Below are 19,263 nucleotides of genomic sequence, written 5' to 3'. Positions count from 1 at the left end.
TATATTTGTAGAATTATCAAAACAGAATTATGAGCGAAGCTAAAGAGAAACCAATCATACTTGTAACGAATGACGATGGACTTAATGCCAAAGGGATAAAGGCTTTGGTTGCTATGGTTAAAGATTTTGGAGATATTTATGTGGTAGCGCCAAACCGAACAAATTCCGGTAAATCGAATTCCATAACTGTTGAGGTTCCTATTCGAATTAAAAAGGTTCGGGATGAAGAGAATCTTCATATTTACAGTTGTAAAGGAACACCTGTTGATTGTGTTAAGCTCGCATTGAATAAGATATTACCAGGAAAACCGGATTTTCTGGTTTCAGGGATTAATCATGGCGCAAATACATCGGTAAGTGTTTTATATTCCGGCACAATGGGCGCTGCTATCGAAGGCTGCATCAATGGAATTCCATCCATTGGATTTTCATTGAATGTATTTGATGCTGATGCTGATTTTACCCAATCAGTAAAGTATGGCCGTAAAATATTCGCTAATTTGTTGCAGCATGGCTTATCAACCGGTGTTTGTTTGAATGTGAATTTCCCTAAAGACGAGATCAAAGGCATTCGTGTGTGCCGACAGGCTGCCGGCAGATGGAATGAGGAATTTGATCACAGACAAGATCCTTTTGGAGGAGATTATTACTGGTTGACCGGACATTTTAAGAATGCAGAACCTCATAATGAGGAAACCGATGAGTGGGCCATTAAAAATGGATATGCATCGGTGGTTCCAACTCAAATTGATATGACAGCACACGATTTATTAGAGAATTTAAAAAAATGGAATTATGAAGTCCAGGATTAATTCAACTCCTTTGGGATTGATTATTGGGATTTTGGTTCCTATTCTCTCAATTTTTCTTGTCTTTGCTGTCAGATTTAAAGCCGAGATGAGCTTAGAGACGTTTATCGACAGTTTGCTGGTTCATAAAATTTACACAAAGGTAATGGCACTTGGAGTGTATTTTGGGAACATTGTTTTCTTTTTCCTTTTTATAAAAACAGATCTGTTGAAGGCAGCAAGAGGAGTGTTGCTGGCAACAATATTATATTCTCTGGCGATCATGGTGTTCCGTTTTGGAATGTAACAAGGGGAGTAGTTAGTAACTTGTTTTTAGTAATTAGTTTTGTGAAGGATCTTGAATTTGTAAATTGTTCAGTCTCCAGATTATAAAACTATAAACAATCTTTAATTACTACTCAAGGCTGTAAATTATCTAAGTACTATTTACTCTGTACTAATTGCTGAAAAAAATGAAACGTCCATGTAGAAAGCGTTCAACACACAGGGAAATGATTATAATGGTAAGTTCCATGTGGCAAAAACTTAAAATTATAAACACATGAAATACTATATCATCACCGGGGAGGCATCAGGAGATCTTCACGCATCGAATTTAATGAAAGAATTGAAAATTCAGGATCCGGAAGCTGAATTTCGATTTTGGGGAGGTGATTTAATGCTGGCACAGGGGGGCGAACTGGTAAAGCATTATCGCGAAACTGCTTTTATGGGTTTTTTGACTGTGGTGAAGAATCTGGGAAAGATAAAAGCGAATTTTTCTCTTTGTGAAACAGATTTGCTGAAATATAATCCGGATGTTTTGATTTTGGTTGATTACCCAGGATTTAATTTGCGTATGGCAAAATTTGCCAAAAAGCATGGATTCCGTGTTCATTACTACATTTCGCCTAAAATCTGGGCTTGGAAAGAATCCCGGGTGAAGAAGATTAAAGCCTATGTAGATAGGATGTTTACCATTTTTCCTTTCGAGACTGAATTTTATCAGAAGCACAATTTTGAGGTAAGTTTTGGTGGTAATCCACTTTTGGATGCGCTTGAGAATCGCCACAATAAAGAGGAAGGTTTCCCTGATTTTATTAAAAGAAACAAACTGAGTGAAAAACCAATTATTGCTTTACTTGCCGGATCGCGTAAGCAGGAAATTGAGCGGGTGTTGCCTGTAATGTTGGAATGTGCAGATTCTTTTCCTGATCATCAGTTTGTAGTTGCAGCCGCTCCATCAATTGATGCGGAATTTTATGCTTCTGTGGTTGGCGATCAAAATGTGCAATTTGTTTATGGGCAAACCTATGATTTGCTGCAGCAAGCGAAAGCCGCTGTTGTTACTTCGGGCACTGCAACTCTGGAAACGGCATTGCTTCGTATTCCTCAGGTAGTTTGTTATTTAACCGGAGGAGGGAAGCTGTTATTTACAATCGGGAAGCGGCTTTTAAAGGTGAAGTACATTTCGCTCGTTAATTTAATTATGGATCGCTTAATTGTAAAAGAGCTGATTCAGCATACCTGCAATAAAGAGATGATTACTCAGGAACTAAATCAAATTCTTTTCGATAAAGAGTACCGCATTCAAATGCTCTACGATTATCAGCTGTTAAACGAAAAATTAGGTGGTGCAGGAGCATCTGCACGCTTTGCTAAAATGATTTACGAAGATTTGCAGCGGTAGAAAAGCTGACAAATTGCAGCATGCTATTCCGGCAATATCTTTGCGGTTGGACTTTGGTTGTTTACCTGAACTCTACTAATTTCAATGTCCGGATTTCCAGTGTAATAAATATCTCCGCTGCTGTAAACGGTTACGTTTAGTTCATTTTCGGCCCAAACATGCGCTTCGCCTATTCCATTTTGTGCCAGATTTACTTTCTTGCTTTGTAACTCAGAAGCTTTAATGTTGATAATGCCGTTCAATACATAATTTGAAGTTGGGCAAATGCCTTTAAATTCATATCCTCCTGCTGCCGTTCCAAAAGAATGAAAATCGAGGAAATCATACTTTAAATCCAGCTTCATTTCTATCAATTCACTTTCTGAAGTGATGTCGATATCCAATCGATTTCCACTTAATACTCCTTTGCTGGAAAAAGAAGCCGGAGCATCTGCTGTAATTAGTTTGAGTTCTTTTAAATGAATTTCAGCTTCGATTAAATCAAAAATTTTAAGATTGTTTTTATGAGAATGATTAATAGTAAGGTTTTGATCGCTTATAACAACAGACGCTTTTGAAATAATGTTCTTACCACCTTTTAACAGAAGAAATTCTTCTTCATCTTTCACTAATGTTATTTTGAATGTGTTGAGATTTTTAATACTGGAAATCTCAGGCAGATCAATCCTTTTTACCATGTACTCTCCTTCATTTTCAAAAGGATTCAGAGTTTCACAAGATGTTAGTGTGAGAAGTAATAAAACGAATATGTAAATTTTATTTTTCACTTTTATCTCTTTTGATTCGATACCCGATTCCCCATTCTATATAATCGGCTTTTCCCATATGTGCTTTTAAACTCAAACTGGTTACTAAATGCTTATTAAGTCTGTAGCGAATGCCAAGTCGCGTATAAACAGGTTTCTCAGGCTCAGTTTTATAATAGGTGTAAACGCCAATGTTGGCAATAATACTAAATTTCTCTATAACAAGATCATGAGAAATAAAAATTGCTTGACTAAAACGATTTTCAAAGTCCGTCTCAGGTTCAAAATCCCATTTTCCTCTGTTGGCTGCTTTATTGTAAAATAAATCAATTCCAAAGCCTATTTTTTGTTTTGCATTAATTCCGAAAGAATAATTCCCTGTTACGCTGGATGTGTAATATTTATGATGATCTTTCTCCGAAGCCTGCTTAATTCCATTGCCATAAATCAATATAAATTCATTAGGTAATTTCTCTTCTCTTACTGCCGGGGTGAATGATTTTCTGCTTTTTTCATTCCAATAGTACTTTACCCCAAAATTACTTGTTAAAATATTTAGTCCTTTGTTGGGAGCACTAATTGAACCATTTGAAATGTGATTGAATCCAAGTCCCGCATTAATTCCCCATTTAGAATTGATTGAATAACTTCCCTGAGCAATTAATTTAAAAAAAGCATTGAATTTGGTTCCGATGGCCAGGTTTGTGTAGTTTCTAACCGGATCGAAGTGTTTTTTTGTATAACCAAGCCCAATGCCCAATTGTGCGTTAATTTCCCATTTATTACTTCGTGATAGGGGGAAGTTTATGTATGGAAAAATAGCGGTTACATTTCCCAGTACCTTATCGTTGCCCAAACTGCCATGATACAATCCAAGGCCAATTTCAGGTTGTTTGTACAACTTAGCCCAGTTTTTTTCATTCGATGGTATGTAACCCATATTTAATTCTACGGCAGAAATTTGATCATTTATTAAATAGCTGATGGATTTATGATGAGGCATAACCACTCCGTAATGATATCGAATAGTAGTTGTGAATATGTCCTTATTGTTCTTTCCTTGAGTAAATGCACTTTTACAGAAAACAAAAAATATAAAAAGGAGAAAGTAGTTTTTCATTTTATGGTATTGATTTCATCAAAGCTCATTGTTAAAATGTTAACTTAGAATTTATCTGAAAAAGTATCGTTTTCAATTGAATTTTGTAATCACGGATCAAATTTATGTAAGTTAAATTGATTTCGCAAAGAGTTTTTTTCAACTGGAATAATTTTGCAAATTTGTAGAATAAGAATTTTAACCAGAACTTAAATATATGTTGCCACTGCTTAGCAAGGAAATCAGGACTTTTTTCAGCTCAATTTCAGGGTACTTAATTCTCTCCATATTTTTAATTGCAACAGGATTATTTGTTTGGGTTTTTCCAGGCAATTCAAATCCTTTGGACTCAGGATATGCGAATTTGGATGTTCTTTTTGAAATGGCACCCTGGATTTATTTGTTTTTGATACCGGCAGTATGCATGCGATTTTTCGCAGAAGAGAAAAAGCAGGGTACAATTGAACTTTTAATGACTCGTCCAATATCCGATATGGGAGTTGTGTTGGCAAAATATTTTGCAGGTCTTGCTGTTGTTACATTTTCTCTATTGTTTTGTCTGGTTTACTACTACTCCATTTATTATTTGGGCAGTCCTGTTGGGAGTATTGATTCCGGAGCATTTTGGGGATCTTTTATTGGTCTGTTCTTATTGGCAGGAGTTTATGTTTCGATAGGTGTGTTTGCCAGTTCATTAACAGATAATCAGATTGTTGCTTTCTTATTGGCTTTGGTGTTTTGTTTCATTTTCTTTATTGGTTTCGATTATATAGGTGAGATTAACAGCATGCAATACTTGCAAAACCTGATTGTTTCGATGGGAATTAATGAACATTACAGATCCATTTCAAGAGGAATTGTTGATTCCCGGGACCTGCTGTATTTTATAGGGATTATAGTGGCTTTTCTTTTGCTGACACGGACAGTTCTTAAGAGTAGAAAATGGTAATTGAATTTAGATATGGTACAAAATAGAAAATTAAAAGACCTTTTTCAATTACTGATATCGCTGTTGGCTTTAGTAATTGTTATTCAAGTTTTACAAGTGTATTTTTTCCGTTTGGATTTGACTTCCGAAAAACGATATTCTTTATCGGATAATACAAAAGAGTTGGTGTCTCATTTAGAGAAGGACTTGTATTTTGAAGTATATCTCTCGGGAGATTTACCCTACGGATTCACAAAACTGCAAAAGGCCTGTTTGGAAATGATTGATGAATTTTCGTCCTGCTCCAATGTTAATATATCGTATTCTTTGATCAATCCTAATGATGTTTCTAATCCGAAAAAGCGAAAAGAATTTCTTGATCAATTGGTGAGTAGAGGCTTGAAACCAATTAATCTGCAGGAGAAAACCACTGATGGCAGCTTAAATCAGAAGTTGGTGGTTCCGGGAATTATTGTTCATGACAGAGAGAAGGAGACAAGTGTTCATTTATTAAAAAGTGTGGCTGGTTTATCATCCGACCAAAATTTAAATCATTCCATTGAAGAGTTGGAGTTTGAACTGACCTCGGCAATTAGGATGCTTCAGAATAATAAGCCAAAAGAAATAGCATTTCTTACCGGACATGGCGAATTGGGAGAGTATGAAGTTGCTGATTTTACAGCTTCTCTTCTGCAGCGTTATGAAGTAAAAAGAATTCATGCTCAGTCTTTAAATATTCAAAAAAATCGGTATTCAGCCTTGGTAATTGCGCAGCCGCGTAAGGAGTTTTCCGAAGAAGATAAATATCAGATCGATCAGTACGTGATGAATGGCGGACGTGTGATGTGGCTGGTTGATGAGGTGATTGCTTCGATGGATAGTTTGGTGACTAAGGAGAGTACAATGGCCTTTTTTCAGCCGTTAAATATGGAAGACCAATTGTTTAAATATGGTGTAAGAATTAATCCTGATTTGGTGATGGATGTTCAGAGTCAGCTGATTCCTGTGCAGACAGCTTTGCCTGGTCAGCCAGCCAAGTTTACACCGGCACCATGGTATTACTCACCACTTTTGGCAGCTCCCGATTCTCATCCAATTACACGAAAATTAAATGTGATAAAAGCTGAGTTTGCAAACTCGATTGATTTTGTAGGCGATAATAAACAGATAAAAAAACAGGTTTTATTGGCCAGTTCAGAATATACAAGACTTGAAAAAGTTCCTAAGCCAATTAGCCTGAATATTGTAAATCAAAAAATGGAGGCTGCCGATTTTCCTGCCGGCTCAAAAAATATTGCGGTTTTATTAGAAGGGGTATTTCCATCTGTTTTTCAGAATAGAATCTGGAAAGGAATCAATAAAAATGATTTTAAAACGGAAAGTGTTCCAACTAAAATGATTATAATATCGGATGGTGATGTAATTAAGAACAGAGTAAGAGGAGTGGGGAATAATCGCCAGATTGAAGCTCTGGGATACGATAGATATAGTAAATCAACATATGGCAACAGGAGCTTTCTGCTTAATTGTGTTGATTATTTGTGTGATGATAATGGGTGGATGGAATTGCGGTCGCGCGAGGTGAAATTAAGAATGCTGAACAAAACCAAAATTAGATCGGAAAGATTGTTTTGGCAGGTTGTGAATTTGTTGCTGCCTTTAATTCTACTTCTTGTTTTTGGGCTTGTTCGTTTCTATATCAGAAAACGAAAATTTGCGTCATCGGTTGACTCAAATATTGCTTAGAAATACTATTTTTGCCGCCACTAAAATAAAGTTTAAGAAGGTCTTCTTTTATTCTGAGTTTTATTTTTTTATGATTTTTATTGTGGTGCAATAAAGAGTAATAATGGTAAATAACATCCATTCAATCAAATAGTGATTTTATTTACTGGAACCAGCTTTGTTTTTTGAATGAAGATTGTCAGGATTCCTTAATAAATTTGTATATTCACCACTTATTATTTGCCCTTTGCCACAATTGAATATTTCCAGTGTAAGGGTTACTGATTTTGAATTTTTGGTTAATTTTAAAATATTATGCAAATGAAATTTGTAGTATCAAGTACAGAATTGTTAAGTCATTTACAGGCAATTAGTCGTGTTATTAGTAGTAAGAATACCTTACCTATTCTCGACAATTTTTTGTTTGAATTAAAAAATGATAAATTGGTAGCTACTGCTTCGGATTTAGAATCTACCTTAATTACTACAATTCCATTAGAGACTTCGGTAGGCGAAGGGGTAATTGCTTTTCCAGCTAAAATTTTGACTGATACTTTAAAAGAATTTCCAGAGCAACCACTTACATTCGATATCGATCTGACTTCTTTGGCAGTAAAAATTACTTCCGAAAACGGGGTGTTTAGTATTGTAGGACAGAACGGAGAAGATTTCCCAAAACTTCCTGTAAAACAGGAAACCAATTTGGTGAATATTTCGGTTGAAGGTTCAGTTCTGTTAACTGGTATCAATAAAACATTGTTTGCAACGGCTGATGATGAACTTCGTCCGGTGATGAACGGGATTTTTGTAGAATTGGGAAATAACGACCTTACTTTTGTAGCTTCGGATGCTCATAAATTAGTTCGTTACAAAAGACTGGACGGAAGATCAGAGGTTGAATCATCGTTTATTTTACCAAAGAAACCAGCATCGCTGTTGCGTAATATTCTTCCGAAAGAAACGAATCCTGTTCGCGTAGAGTTTGATGAGAAAAATGCCTTTTTTACTTTGTCGAATTATAAGTTGATTTGTCGTTTGGTTGAAGGAAACTATCCAAGTTACAACTCGGTTATTCCTAAAACCAATCCTAATAAATTAACGATCGACAGGGTTGAACTATATAATACATTAAGACGGGTTTCTGTATTTTCAAATCCGGCAAGTAACCTAATTAAATTTGAATTGAAAGCAAATGAACTGGTTGTTTCTGCTCAGGATATTGATTTTTCAATATCAGCAAGAGAAAGATTACAATGCCAGTATGAAGGACAGGATCTGGAAATCGGATTTAAATCGGTATTTTTGTTAGAGATTTTGTCTAATATTTCGTCCTCAAATGTTATGGTCGAATTATCTGATCCAACAAGAGCAGGTATTTTCCTGCCTTACGACAATGATAATGCCGACGAGGATGTGTTGATGTTGTTAATGCCAATGATGATTAATGCGTAAGCAAAGATTTATATGATTACGAAATAAAATAACCCAGCAGAACGTAAAGTTCTGTTGGGTTTTATATTTTTGTCACAAGCTAAATTTCATAAGAATATCATGAATTTGAATTTAAAGAATCCAATTGCCTTTATCGACCTTGAAACAACAGGAATTAATGTTGCGAAAGATCGTATTGTAGAAATGTGTATTGTAAAAGTGAATCCTAATGGTGGTGAAGAGGTGAAGACCTTTCGGGTAAATCCGGGAATGCCAATTCCGGCTCAGTCAAGTGCTATTCATGGCATAACTGATGAGGATGTTAAAAACGAACCATTGTTTAAAGAAGTAGGTAAAACTATTGCAAAATATTTGGAAGGGTGCGATTTGGCCGGATATAATTCCAACCGATTTGATTTCCCTTTACTGGCAGAGGAGTTCTTACGTGCGGATATTGATTTTGACATGAAAAAAAGAAAGTTTGTGGATGTGCAGACTATTTTTCATAAAATGGAACAGCGCACACTTGTTGCAGCCTATAGGTTTTATTGCAATAAAGAACTAGAAGGTGCTCATGGTGCCGAGGCAGATACAAAGGCGACGTATGAAGTTTTAAAATCACAGTTAGACAAGTACGACAATCTTGAAAATGATATCGATTATTTGTCTAAGTATTCATCTCAGAATAATAATGTTGATTTCGCCGGTTTTATTATCAAGGATGAAAATGGGATTGAAACATTTAATTTTGGAAAAAATAAAGGTGTGGCTGTAGAAAAAGTATTGGCTGATCAACCTGGTTATTATGGTTGGGTGATGAACAGTGATTTTCCATTGTACACCAAAAAAGTGCTTACAGAGATTAAATTGAGAGGGTTTAATAAGTAATAGATTATTGATGAAAATTTTAGCAATAGGAAGAAATTACGAAAATCATGCTAAGGAGCTTAATAATCCGGTTCCTGAAGAGCCTGTGGTGTTTTCAATGCCCGACTCTGCACTTCTAAAAAACAATAATGATTTTTACTATCCTGACTTTTCAAAAGACATTCACCATGAGGTGGAAGTGGTGGTGAAAATTTGTAGAGTAGGTAAGAACATACCTTTGGAATTTGCTCACAGGTATTACGATGAAATCGGTTTGGGCATTGATTTTACCGCCCGGGATATTCAAGCTGAATGTAAAAAGAAAGGCTTGCCATGGGAAAAAGCAAAGGCATTTGATGGTGCTGCACCAATCAGTAAATTTATATCGAAAGATAAGTTCAGGGATGTTAATCAGTTGAATTTTCATTTGGATATAAATGGAAATCGGGTGCAGACAGGTAATACTTCAAATATGATTTTTTCAATTGATTATCTGATCTCGTATTTGTCACAATATTTCACGCTGAAAATCGGAGATCTGATTTATACAGGAACACCGGAAGGTGTAGGGCCGGTTAAAATCGGCGATCATCTGATTGCTAAACTGGAAGGGGAGAAGATGATGGATTTTAGCATTCGCTAAGTAAAATACTGTATTATTTCTTTATTTAATATATGGAACGACCGAAACACTTATGTTTACGGTCGTTTTTTTATAACCTGTTGAGAGGTAACTACTTTGATGATGTTTTGTTTGAGAGATGTTCTATTTCTATGATATTTAACACTTTAGCTTATTGGCTTTGCTTTCGAAAACCTTTTAATAGTAAGGAAACATCACTATCTTTGCGCTAATATCACAACTAAATGACTTTTATGGAATATCAACATTGGGGCAAATTAATTCGAGATCGTATTGAAAAATATTCAGATCGAATTGCTATGCACTATAAGGATGAAAAAAGTGGGGAATGGGTTGGTGTAACCTGGACTGAATTTGGATTGGAAATTCGGCAAATATCAAAAGCGCTGATAAAAATAGGTGTTGAGGAAAAGCAAATGGTTGCTATATTCTCACAAAATATGCCGGAGTGGATTACAGCCGATTTGGCGATTATGTGTGTGCGGGGTGTAACTGTTCCAATCTATCCAACGAATTCAACAGCAGAAGCAAAATATATCATTGAAGATTCTGAAACGCAGGTTATTTTTGTTGGAGAACAAGAGCAGTATGATCGCGCAGTGGAATTAATTAAGACAGTTCCTCATGTTAAAATGATTGTTGCTTTTGATAAGGATATTGTATTGTCCGATTTTGAAAGATCAATGCATTGGGATGAGTTCTTGATTTATGGAAAGAATGCTATGAATGGTGCTGCTTTTGAAGAACGGTTTGGAAGAGCAGAATTAGATGATCTTGCTACTCTGATATATACTTCGGGAACAACAGGAGAACCAAAGGGAGTAATGATCGATCACAACAATATTTCAAGTGTACTGGTCTCACATGATAAGGAATTGAATGTATCTGATAAAGATGTTTCTCTTAGTTTTTTGCCTTTAAGCCATGTTTATGAACGAATTTGGTGTTTCTTCTGTTTTCATCGTGGAATAGAAATTTATTTCAATCTTGATCCTAAAAAGATTGGTGATGCGATGAAAGAAGTGAAACCTACCCTAATGTGTACGGTTCCCCGAATTTACGAGAAAATTTATGCGGCCATTCAGGAAAAAAGTAAAGGTGCTTCAGCTGTAAAGAGATCTTTAATGAATTGGGCGATTAAAATTGGCGGTAAATATTATAATGAATACCTCCTGTTTGAGAAGAAAGTTCCTGCTGGTTTGAATTTCAGGCATAAGCTTGCTGATCAATTAGTACTGAGTAAACTTCGTGATATATTTGGTGGCAGAATAAATTTTATGCCTTGTGGCGGAGCTCCGTTAGATTCAAATATTATTGAATATTTTCATGCCACTGGTTTAAATGTAAAAATGGGATATGGCTTAACCGAAACCATGGCAACTGTATGTTTGTACGGTGATAAGTACATAGATTTTAACACAACAGGGCGTATAATTGTTGGAACTGAGATTAAAATTGGTGATAACGATGAAATTTTAGTGAAAGGACCCGGTGTTATGCGGGGATATTACAAGAAACCTGAAGCTACTGCTGAAGTAATAAAGGATGGTTGGTTTTGTACTGGTGATGCAGGTAGAATTGATGAAAATGGTGCTGTAACCATCACCGATCGGATTAAAGATTTGATGAAAACTTCGGGAGGAAAATATGTTGCTCCTCAAAAGTTGGAAAAAACCTTGGTTAACGATCAGTTTATTGAGCAAATAGCTGTAATTGGTGATTGCAGGCAGTATGTAACGGCTTTGGCAGTTCCGGCAATGGAACCTCTCCAAAAATATGCAATACAGAATAATATTGGTTTTGAAACCATTGAAGAGTTATTGGGTAATTCTCAAATAATAGAGTTTTTCGAAAAACGTTTTGAGGAAATGCAAAAAGAATTTTCGCGTTTCGAGAAGATTAAAAAATTTACTCTTTTACCGAAAGAGTTTTCGATCGAGGCTGGCGAGATAACTTCAACTTTAAAATTGAAAAGAAAAGTTATTCAGGAAAAATACAAACATCTTATTGATAAGATGTATAAAGAATAATAAACCCACCAGTTTATTTAGTAAACTCCGGCAGAATTAATTTTCTGACGGAGTTTTTTTGTTTTGCACATCACGTTTTTTGTGCAACAAATCCAATCCATGGACTGTTTTCCTCGAAAGGTTTTCCTTGAAGATCCGACCAATAGTCTTTCACACTAAATCCGCTTTCTTTTATCGTAGAGACAGCTCGTTCCAACGAAAAATAATGTTTCCATATATTATGAGTCCGGATTTCGCCGTTTTTTAAAATCAGCGTGTATTTATCCAGTCTAACCTTATCTTTCTTGTATTTGTAATGAGATTGTAACAAAAGGTGCTCTTCCTCACTCCAAAATCCGTCTTCTTTGCTAATGTACCACGATTGGTCTGGTTCTTCATTCTCGAAATAATGCTTTGTGAATACATCAAAAATCAAGTAACCTCTGGGTTTTAACGCTTTTTTTACTTTTTGCAGAAGTAAGGTTCTGTCATCATGAGATAACACGCATAAATCGCCGTAAATGAGAGTGATTACATCGAATTCTTCTTTGTAATCCATTTCCATATAGTCCTTGCAGATGTATTTAATACGATAGTTAAATTCTTCAGCTTGCTCTTTGGCATAATCAATAGAACTCTGCGAGAAATCAATTCCAGTTACAGCAAAACCCTGACCATAGAAATTTTCGCTGTACAAACCGGGACCACAGCCCAAATCAAGTAATTTACTGTCTTCCGGAAGTTTCAGGTATTCGCTCAGCCAAAGTACAGATTGCAGTATGTCCTGATATTTTCTGGAACCCTGATCCGATTCATCGTCAAGATGAGCATTTAGCAGATGCTCTGAAACGTACGGGTCTTGCCAAAAATTCCCATCGTCTTTTGCAAACAATTTAGGCTTTTTGGTAATTTTTTCAAGAAGGGAGAAGTCGAGCAATCCCTTAGGTGAAATTAAAGTCATAGTTTTCTAAAAAATATATTACTGATTTTGTTGCAATTTTACTCTTTTAATTCCTGAAATACTAGAAACATAAGTCAAATCAGTTTATTTTACAGAGTGTAATGCGTGATTTTGTTTTTAATGCCTTCGTTTAATCATTACTTCGTATCCTTCAAGGATATTAAATCCTTGTTCTTTATAAATATTTAGTGCTGTTTTGTTTGAATGATGAACCTCCAGTTTAATTTGCATGTTTAAGCTTTTAGCATGTGCCAATGCTGTTTCTGTGAGAAGTTTTCCGTATCCTTGGTGTTGATATTCAGGATGAATTCCCAAATGGTGCAGATACAGTCGTCTGGAATCATTGGTGACCCAACAAGAACCAATCAGTTTTCGGGTTTTGGAATCTTCAAGAATCCAGAATTTGCCTCCGTGCAACAAGCTTACCTCGATTGTTTCTGCATTGTCGCCACGTTCTTCACCTCCCAAATTGGTTATTTCCCATAATTTAAGAATGTGCTGGTAATCGTCCGATTTATAACTCCTAGGCTTAATTGAGCTCATCATCTTCTTTTTTTATAACATATACCTGACCGGATTCAAAACGGATTACTTCTATGAGTGTGTCTTTGTCTATAAAACCATCCTCCGATTTAGCATCGTAAATTTGGTTTTCGATAAATACCTTGCCCGAAGGACGAAGAACGCTAAGGACGGTTCCTGTTTTCCCTATTAATGATTTGCCTTTCATATCCACACTAACGTAACCATCTTCTGATTTTTCGATTGTGCCAAGAGCTAAATGCCCTAAAAATGAATTGGTGGCAAACAGCCTTTTGCTTGCATAAATTGATCCCAGTATGGAGGCTAACATAGAAAAGACAACCAGCATAATTGCACCAAGCAAAGCTCTTATGTGACGAGGTTCAAAATCAAAAGCAACATTGTCAACCAAACTTAAAGCGAGACCGGTAATAATGAGAATGATTCCGGAAATACCAGCAACACCAAAGCCTGGAATAACAAATATTTCCAGCGCGAGGAGGATGACACCCGCCACAAATAAAAGAATTTCCCAGTTTTCGGCCATTCCTTCCAAATAAAGGGGCGAGAAGTAGAGAACCGCCGCAATCGCAGATGCCAGTATCGGAAATCCGATTCCCGGAGTTTGTAATTCAAAATAAATTCCTCCAATAATAATCATGATTAAGATACCTTGTAAAATAGGATTAATCATGAAATCAATCATTTTTTCAATTCCCGTTGGCTCATATTTTTTAATCGTATATTCTTTTATCCCAGCCTTAGCAAGGACTTCTTCCACACTGTTTGCGATTCCTTCGCAGTATCCGTTTTTAATTGCTTCAGCCGGAGTGAAAGTTAAAACTTTTCCTGTGTCAATCACATTTTCAATATAGGTACGGGGATCAACCATCGCTTCAGCAATTAACGGATCTCTTCGCCATTTGTAGATTGTGTCACCTTTTTGAATCAATGTGTCCTTTCCATGCGATTCGGCTGTTGCGCGCATTGTCGATCGCATGTACGATTGATATTTATCGGGCATTGCTGCACCTGTTTGATTTACAACGGTTGCAGCTCCAATATTGGCTCCGGTCCTCATGTAAATACTATCGCAGGCAATAGAAATAAGAGCTCCGGCAGATGCTGCATTGTTATCAATAAAAACATAAACAGGAATTTTGCTGTTTAAAATGGCTGTTCGAATTGAATCTGCATGAATCACCGTACCTCCGTAGGTATTCATATGAATAAGAATGATATCAGCATTCCATTCAACGGCTTCCTGAAGTGCATCTTTTGTCTGTCTCCAGACTGCAGGCCCAATCTCCCGTTTAATATCAAACTTGTAAACCTGTGTTTTGTTAATTTCGGGAATACTGTCAGCAGACTGATTTGCCATGAGCTGGAAAGCCAGCGATATAGAAAAAATGATAAGAAGAAAGCGACGAATGTTATTCATATTTGTATTTGTTTTACTGTGTCCGATTGTACTCAAAACCTAAGCCTGATAATTCACAGGAGGAATTTGAACTTATATGTAAGATAGCAATTAAGTTTAAATTTTGTTTGATTTTCTATTTAGGTATTTGTCATCATCCCAAATTTCGTTTACAGCTAAAGTTCCTGCAACAACTGAAATAATAGCCGCAAAACTTGAAAAAGAAACGCCGCAAAATGGAACGATCAGGCAGAGTGAAAAAATAAAACCATTGGCAATTACGATTCCTTTGTTTTCTCTCATGAACAGAACACTTTGTGTAATGCTCATTTTTTTGCGTTCAATTGCATAGTCAAGAAATGAAAATCCGTAGAAATACGCTGAAATGAAAAACAGGAATATGGCGGCAATCCAACCTATTATCGGGATAAAACTTAAAATAAACATGAGTATCGTTAAAGCCAGTTCTATTAGCAAGTTTCGAACAGCAATAAAAACACCGCGTACAATGTCTTTTAGAAATTGTTTTATTTCAAATGGATAGTCATTTCCTGTTTTTATTTTTTCTGTTCGTTCTGATAAATAGGAGAATACAGGTGACATAATGATGAGGATGATGTAGCCACCAAAGTAGGCGAATATCAAAAAGAATAATAATTTGAATATCACCCAAATAAATCCCCCAAGAGTCGCTTTTAAGAAACCGGAACCCCAAAATTCAGCATTTTTTAAATCCAACCATCCTTCAAGGCAGGTTTGCGATTGCTGAGCCAAATCGCCAATGTAATCCCAGCCAACCCAAAATAAAATGATATTGAGAAGAATTGGGAATATGAAAAACCAAGCCAATCGTTTTCTGAAAATATATTGAATGGCTTCGGTGTAAGTTCGTAAGCCAAAGCTGAAATCTTTAATGAATTTCATCGATTCTTTTTTAAGTTAAGTGACTTAACAAAAATAACATTTATCGATAAAATGCGAAATATAAGGTTCAATGTTTGATTAGATAATGCTTTCTTATTGCAGATCATTCTCTGAAAGCTTTCGGGACTCATCGCTTTTAATTACCTTTGGGCTTCTAAATAACCATTATTGACATTTAATTTTTTTGAAATGCAGAGTTTGACAGCAATTTCGCCGATTGACGGACGTTACCGTGATAAGGTAAACGTTTTAGGAGAGTATTTTTCGGAATATGCTTTGGTGCGATACAGAGTTTTGGTAGAAGTAGAATATTTTATTGCTTTATGTGAGGTTCCTCTTCCACAGCTAAAGGATTTCGATAAGGATTTATTTGCAGATTTGCGTAGTTTATATCTTGATTTTACAGTTGAAGATGCGCAAAAAGTTAAAGATATTGAAAGTGTAACAAATCATGATGTTAAAGCAGTTGAGTACTTTATTAAGGAAAAATTTGATACTTTAAATCTTCAGAAATACAAAGAGTTTATTCACTTCGGATTAACTTCTCAGGATATTAATAATACTGCAACACCCTATTCATTGCGCGATGCAGTGCATGATGTTTATTATCCGCTTTTAGACGAATTGATTAATAAACTGGACAGTCTTTCTGAGGATTGGAAAGAAATTTCAATGTTGGCCCGTACGCATGGTCAGCCAGCATCTCCAACTCGTTTAGGAAAAGAAATTCAGGTATACGTATATCGTTTAAAGAAGCAATTGGATCTTTTAAAAAGTGTTCCATGTTCGGCCAAATTTGGTGGAGCTACCGGTAACTTTAATGCTCATCATGTAGCATATCCTAAAACCGACTGGAAAGAATTTGGGAACCATTTTGTAAATGATATTTTGAAATTGGAACGTGAGGAATTTACCACTCAGATTTCCAATTACGACAACATGGGAGCTATTTTCGATAATCTAAAACGTATCAATACGGTTTTGATTGATTTGAATCGTGATTTTTGGACTTATGTATCCATGAATTATTTCAAACAAAAAATTAAAGAGGGCGAAGTAGGATCATCGGCAATGCCTCATAAGGTTAATCCTATCGATTTTGAAAATTCAGAAGGAAATCTTGGATTGGCAAATGCTGTTTTTGAGCATTTATCGGCAAAATTGCCTATATCCAGATTGCAACGCGATTTAACCGATTCTACTGTTTTAAGAAACATTGGAGTTCCTTTTGCTCATACTATTATTGCTTTTAAATCTTTATTAAAAGGTTTGGATAAATTAATTATTTCGAAAGAAGCGTTTCAGGCCGATTTGGATGCGAACTGGGCGGTTGTTGCCGAGGCAGTTCAAACCATTCTTCGCCGCGAAGGATATCCAAATCCTTATGAAGCATTAAAAGCTTTAACTCGTACCAATAGTCACATCACAAAAGAAAGTATTGCTGAGTTCATTGATACTTTAGAAGTTGATGACGTCTTAAAGGTTGAATTAAAGGCAATTAGTCCTGCTAATTATACAGGAATCTAAAATATTAAATCTTGTTAATACTTTGTAAATAGGCTGTAAGAGTTGTACTTTTACAGCCTTATTTTTTTACTGCTTATTGATGAATTGTAAGCTTTTGTTTCACCCATTAATTACTTGATGAAAGATTTTATTAAGATTCTTAGACGATTCCTTCCTCCTTATAAGAGTGATTTAATAATGAGTTTCGTTTATAATTTACTAGCTGCAGTTTTTGGAGTATTCTCTTTTGCTATGATGCAACCTGTTTTGGAAATACTTTTCAATATTGCAGAGCCAGTAGTAGAACTTGTGCCATGGGAGTTTAAATTTGGTTCAATTAAGGCAAATTTTTATTTCTATACATCACAGGTAAAATTGGAATATGGCTCCGACTCAGCTCTTATTTTTGTTGGGATCTTCCTTGTGATTGCGGTGTTTTTTAAAGTTGCGTTTACTTATCTGGGATCATATCACACAGTTGGATTGAGAAATGGAGTGGTTCGTGATATGAGAAATCTGATCTACAACAAGATTGTTAGTTTACCAATTCCTTTTTTTACTGATGAAAAGAAAGGTGATATTATAGCACGTTCAACTGGTGATGTTCAGGAAGTAGAAAATTCGGTGATGGATTCATTGGACATGTTCATCAAGAATCCGATTATAATTATTGTATCCTTGTCGGCAATGATTATTATGAGTCCTCAACTGACTCTTTTTAGTTTTGTTCTTCTGCCTATGGCCGGTTTTATTATTGGTCGAATTGGTCGAAGCTTGAAAAAAACGTCACGCTTGGGACAAAACAAGATGGGAGAACTTTTATCTACCATTGAAGAAACCCTTTCAGGTCTTCGAATTATTAAAGCCTTTACAGCAGAGGATAAAGTAACAGAAAAATTTTCCGCCGAAAATAATGATTATCGTCGTATCATGAATAGTTTGATGCGTAGAAGAGTTTTGGCTCATCCTGTTAGCGAATTCTTGGGAACGATCGTTATCGTTATCGTACTTTGGTATGGTGGACGTTTAATTTTAAATGGAGAGGGAAGTCTTAATGGTGCCAGTTTCATGGTTTACTTGGTGCTATTTTACTCGATTATAAATCCAGCAAAGGCTTTTTCGAAAGCCTTCTTTAGCATACAAAAAGGTTTGGCTGCTATGGAGCGTATCGATCAAATTTTAGGAGCTGAGTCGACAATCGTAGATCAACCAAATGCAAAACACATAGGTCGATTTGAAAATGCAATTGAATACCGAAATGTAGGTTTCTCGTACAATGGCGAGAAACAAGTTTTGAAAAATATAAACCTTGAGATCCCGAAAGGGAAAACGATTGCCTTAGTAGGCGAATCTGGTTCGGGTAAAACAACTTTCGTTGATTTATTACCTAGATTTTACGATGTAATTGAAGGTGGAATTTTTGTTGATGGCCAGGATATTCGTGATCTCAAAATTGCTGATGTGCGGAATCTTATGGGGAACGTGAATCAGGAATCAATTCTGTTTAATGATACAATTTTCAACAATATTGCATTTGGTGTAGAAAGTGCTACACTGGAAGAAGTTGAAGCAGCAGCAAAAATTGCCAATGCTCATGACTTTATTTCTGCAACAGAAGATGGTTATTATACTAATATTGGAGATCGTGGAGGTAAGCTTTCGGGAGGTCAGCGTCAGAGGTTGAGTATTGCCAGAGCAGTTCTTAAAAATCCTCCTATTATGATTTTGGATGAAGCTACTTCGGCTTTGGATACGGAATCGGAACGATTGGTGCAGGATGCTTTGGATAAATTGATGCAGAATCGTACTTCAGTTGTAATTGCTCACCGCTTGTCAACAGTTAAAAATGCCGATTTAATTTGTGTCTTTCATGAGGGAGAAATTGTTGAACGTGGCAAACATGAAGAGCTTATTGCAAAAAATGGCACTTATAAAAAATTGTATGACATGCAATTGCTATAAAATTCAATATAGTAAGTAGTTATTGGTCTTTGAACTTCAGGA

17 protein-coding genes and 1 pseudogene are annotated in these 19,263 nt (G+C 35.8%); 11 read left to right on the top strand and 7 right to left on the bottom strand.

Annotation, left to right across the window (positions count from 1 at the left end):
* Nucleotides 1–29 precede the first annotated feature (29 nt).
* The 3 genes from surE (at nucleotide 30) to lpxB (ending at nucleotide 2,478) form a co-directional block, all read left to right on the top strand.
* Nucleotides 30–812: a 5'/3'-nucleotidase SurE gene (surE, locus tag BZG01_RS08055; protein WP_101309315.1), complete on the top strand. Its 783-nt coding sequence runs from the start codon at nucleotides 30–32 to the stop codon at nucleotides 810–812.
* A complete protein-coding gene (locus tag BZG01_RS08050; protein WP_101309314.1) occupies nucleotides 796–1,095 on the top strand; it encodes a hypothetical protein in 300 nt (99 codons plus the stop codon). The genes surE and BZG01_RS08050 overlap by 17 nt, the downstream gene beginning before the upstream one ends.
* A 255-nt stretch (nucleotides 1,096–1,350) precedes the next feature.
* Nucleotides 1,351–2,478 (top strand): lipid-A-disaccharide synthase, encoded by a 1,128-nt coding sequence (lpxB, locus tag BZG01_RS08045; protein WP_101309313.1) that lies wholly within the window; start codon nucleotides 1,351–1,353, stop codon nucleotides 2,476–2,478.
* A gap of 23 nt (nucleotides 2,479–2,501) precedes the next feature.
* Here the strand turns inward: lpxB and BZG01_RS08040 are convergent, their stop codons facing one another.
* Nucleotides 2,502–3,245: a GIN domain-containing protein gene (locus tag BZG01_RS08040; RefSeq protein ID WP_143470860.1), complete on the bottom strand. Its 744-nt coding sequence runs from the start codon at nucleotides 3,243–3,245 to the stop codon at nucleotides 2,502–2,504.
* Nucleotides 3,235–4,344 carry an acyloxyacyl hydrolase gene (locus tag BZG01_RS08035; RefSeq protein WP_101309311.1) on the bottom strand — a complete coding sequence of 370 codons (1,110 nt, stop codon included), beginning with the start codon at nucleotides 4,342–4,344 and terminating at the stop codon, nucleotides 3,235–3,237. The genes BZG01_RS08040 and BZG01_RS08035 overlap by 11 nt, the downstream gene beginning before the upstream one ends.
* Nucleotides 4,345–4,540: 196 nt before the next feature.
* On the opposite strand from BZG01_RS08035, the gene gldF reads away from it, so the two are divergent.
* The 6 genes from gldF (at nucleotide 4,541) to BZG01_RS08005 (ending at nucleotide 11,947) form a co-directional block, all read left to right on the top strand.
* A complete protein-coding gene (gldF, locus tag BZG01_RS08030; protein WP_101309310.1) occupies nucleotides 4,541–5,272 on the top strand; it encodes a gliding motility-associated ABC transporter permease subunit GldF in 732 nt (243 codons plus the stop codon).
* A 12-nt stretch (nucleotides 5,273–5,284) separates the two neighbouring features.
* Nucleotides 5,285–6,997, top strand: coding sequence for a gliding motility-associated ABC transporter substrate-binding protein GldG (gene gldG, locus BZG01_RS08025; protein ID WP_143470859.1), 1,713 nt, complete (start codon nucleotides 5,285–5,287; stop codon nucleotides 6,995–6,997).
* A 300-nt stretch (nucleotides 6,998–7,297) separates the two neighbouring features.
* A complete protein-coding gene (gene dnaN, locus BZG01_RS08020; RefSeq protein ID WP_101309356.1) occupies nucleotides 7,298–8,428 on the top strand; it encodes a DNA polymerase III subunit beta in 1,131 nt (376 codons plus the stop codon).
* 99 nt (nucleotides 8,429–8,527) lie between these two features.
* Nucleotides 8,528–9,295 carry a 3'-5' exonuclease gene (locus tag BZG01_RS08015; RefSeq protein ID WP_101309308.1) on the top strand — a complete coding sequence of 256 codons (768 nt, stop codon included), beginning with the start codon at nucleotides 8,528–8,530 and terminating at the stop codon, nucleotides 9,293–9,295.
* Between the two features lie 10 nt (nucleotides 9,296–9,305).
* Nucleotides 9,306–9,917 carry a fumarylacetoacetate hydrolase family protein gene (locus BZG01_RS08010; protein ID WP_101309307.1) on the top strand — a complete coding sequence of 204 codons (612 nt, stop codon included), beginning with the start codon at nucleotides 9,306–9,308 and terminating at the stop codon, nucleotides 9,915–9,917.
* A 233-nt stretch (nucleotides 9,918–10,150) separates the two neighbouring features.
* On the top strand, nucleotides 10,151–11,947 hold the full coding sequence (locus tag BZG01_RS08005; RefSeq protein WP_101309355.1) for an AMP-dependent synthetase/ligase: 1,797 nt from the start codon (nucleotides 10,151–10,153) through the stop codon (nucleotides 11,945–11,947).
* A 70-nt stretch (nucleotides 11,948–12,017) separates the two neighbouring features.
* On the opposite strand, the gene BZG01_RS08000 is transcribed toward BZG01_RS08005, so the two are convergent.
* The 5 genes and pseudogenes from BZG01_RS08000 to BZG01_RS07985 form a co-directional block, all read right to left on the bottom strand.
* Nucleotides 12,018–12,887, bottom strand: coding sequence for a class I SAM-dependent methyltransferase (locus BZG01_RS08000; RefSeq protein WP_101309306.1), 870 nt, complete (start codon nucleotides 12,885–12,887; stop codon nucleotides 12,018–12,020).
* Between the two features lie 117 nt (nucleotides 12,888–13,004).
* Nucleotides 13,005–13,430 carry a GNAT family N-acetyltransferase gene (locus BZG01_RS07995; protein ID WP_180327259.1) on the bottom strand — a complete coding sequence of 142 codons (426 nt, stop codon included), beginning with the start codon at nucleotides 13,428–13,430 and terminating at the stop codon, nucleotides 13,005–13,007.
* The gene (locus BZG01_RS22100) at nucleotides 13,417–14,103 is read right to left on the bottom strand and encodes an NfeD family protein (RefSeq protein WP_483868503.1); all 687 of its coding nucleotides are present in this window, start codon (nucleotides 14,101–14,103) and stop codon (nucleotides 13,417–13,419) included. Before BZG01_RS22100 ends, BZG01_RS07995 begins: the two co-directional genes overlap by 14 nt.
* A gap of 48 nt (nucleotides 14,104–14,151) precedes the next feature.
* Nucleotides 14,152–14,790 (bottom strand): annotated as a pseudogene (locus BZG01_RS22180) (NfeD family protein); the annotation flags it as partial.
* A gap of 156 nt (nucleotides 14,791–14,946) precedes the next feature.
* Entirely contained in the window at nucleotides 14,947–15,753 is an 807-nt protein-coding gene (locus tag BZG01_RS07985) for an EI24 domain-containing protein (RefSeq protein WP_101309303.1), read from the bottom strand.
* Nucleotides 15,754–15,942: 189 nt separating this feature from the next.
* Between BZG01_RS07985 and purB the strand changes: the two genes are divergently transcribed.
* Together purB and BZG01_RS07975 are read left to right on the top strand one after the other, a co-directional pair.
* Nucleotides 15,943–17,280, top strand: coding sequence for an adenylosuccinate lyase (gene purB, locus BZG01_RS07980; protein ID WP_101309302.1), 1,338 nt, complete (start codon nucleotides 15,943–15,945; stop codon nucleotides 17,278–17,280).
* 117 nt (nucleotides 17,281–17,397) lie between these two features.
* Nucleotides 17,398–19,221 carry an ABC transporter ATP-binding protein gene (locus BZG01_RS07975; RefSeq protein ID WP_101309301.1) on the top strand — a complete coding sequence of 608 codons (1,824 nt, stop codon included), beginning with the start codon at nucleotides 17,398–17,400 and terminating at the stop codon, nucleotides 19,219–19,221.
* The last annotated feature ends 42 nt before the right edge of the window (nucleotides 19,222–19,263 follow it).

Origin of the sequence: Labilibaculum manganireducens (assembly GCF_002843385.1) — a bacterium.
Classification (GTDB): Bacteria; Bacteroidota; Bacteroidia; order Bacteroidales; family Marinifilaceae; genus Labilibaculum; species Labilibaculum manganireducens.
The sequence above is the reverse complement of the archived record's forward strand: the minus strand, read 5'-3'. Positions and strand labels throughout refer to the sequence as shown.

Coding starts and splice junctions, on each gene's coding strand:
- surE (WP_101309315.1), top strand. CDS start 30: ATGAGCGAAGCTAAAGAGAAACCAATCATACTTGTAACGAATGACGAT.
- BZG01_RS08050 (WP_101309314.1), top strand. CDS start 796: ATGAAGTCCAGGATTAATTCAACTCCTTTGGGATTGATTATTGGGATT.
- lpxB (WP_101309313.1), top strand. CDS start 1,351: ATGAAATACTATATCATCACCGGGGAGGCATCAGGAGATCTTCACGCA.
- BZG01_RS08035 (WP_101309311.1), bottom strand. CDS start 4,344: ATGAAAAACTACTTTCTCCTTTTTATATTTTTTGTTTTCTGTAAAAGT.
- gldF (WP_101309310.1), top strand. CDS start 4,541: ATGTTGCCACTGCTTAGCAAGGAAATCAGGACTTTTTTCAGCTCAATT.
- gldG (WP_143470859.1), top strand. CDS start 5,285: ATGGTACAAAATAGAAAATTAAAAGACCTTTTTCAATTACTGATATCG.
- dnaN (WP_101309356.1), top strand. CDS start 7,298: ATGAAATTTGTAGTATCAAGTACAGAATTGTTAAGTCATTTACAGGCA.
- BZG01_RS08015 (WP_101309308.1), top strand. CDS start 8,528: ATGAATTTGAATTTAAAGAATCCAATTGCCTTTATCGACCTTGAAACA.
- BZG01_RS08010 (WP_101309307.1), top strand. CDS start 9,306: ATGAAAATTTTAGCAATAGGAAGAAATTACGAAAATCATGCTAAGGAG.
- BZG01_RS08005 (WP_101309355.1), top strand. CDS start 10,151: ATGGAATATCAACATTGGGGCAAATTAATTCGAGATCGTATTGAAAAA.
- BZG01_RS08000 (WP_101309306.1), bottom strand. CDS start 12,887: ATGACTTTAATTTCACCTAAGGGATTGCTCGACTTCTCCCTTCTTGAA.
- BZG01_RS07995 (WP_180327259.1), bottom strand. CDS start 13,430: ATGAGCTCAATTAAGCCTAGGAGTTATAAATCGGACGATTACCAGCAC.
- BZG01_RS22100 (WP_483868503.1), bottom strand. CDS start 14,103: ATGATTAATCCTATTTTACAAGGTATCTTAATCATGATTATTATTGGA.
- BZG01_RS07985 (WP_101309303.1), bottom strand. CDS start 15,753: ATGAAATTCATTAAAGATTTCAGCTTTGGCTTACGAACTTACACCGAA.
- purB (WP_101309302.1), top strand. CDS start 15,943: ATGCAGAGTTTGACAGCAATTTCGCCGATTGACGGACGTTACCGTGAT.
- BZG01_RS07975 (WP_101309301.1), top strand. CDS start 17,398: ATGAAAGATTTTATTAAGATTCTTAGACGATTCCTTCCTCCTTATAAG.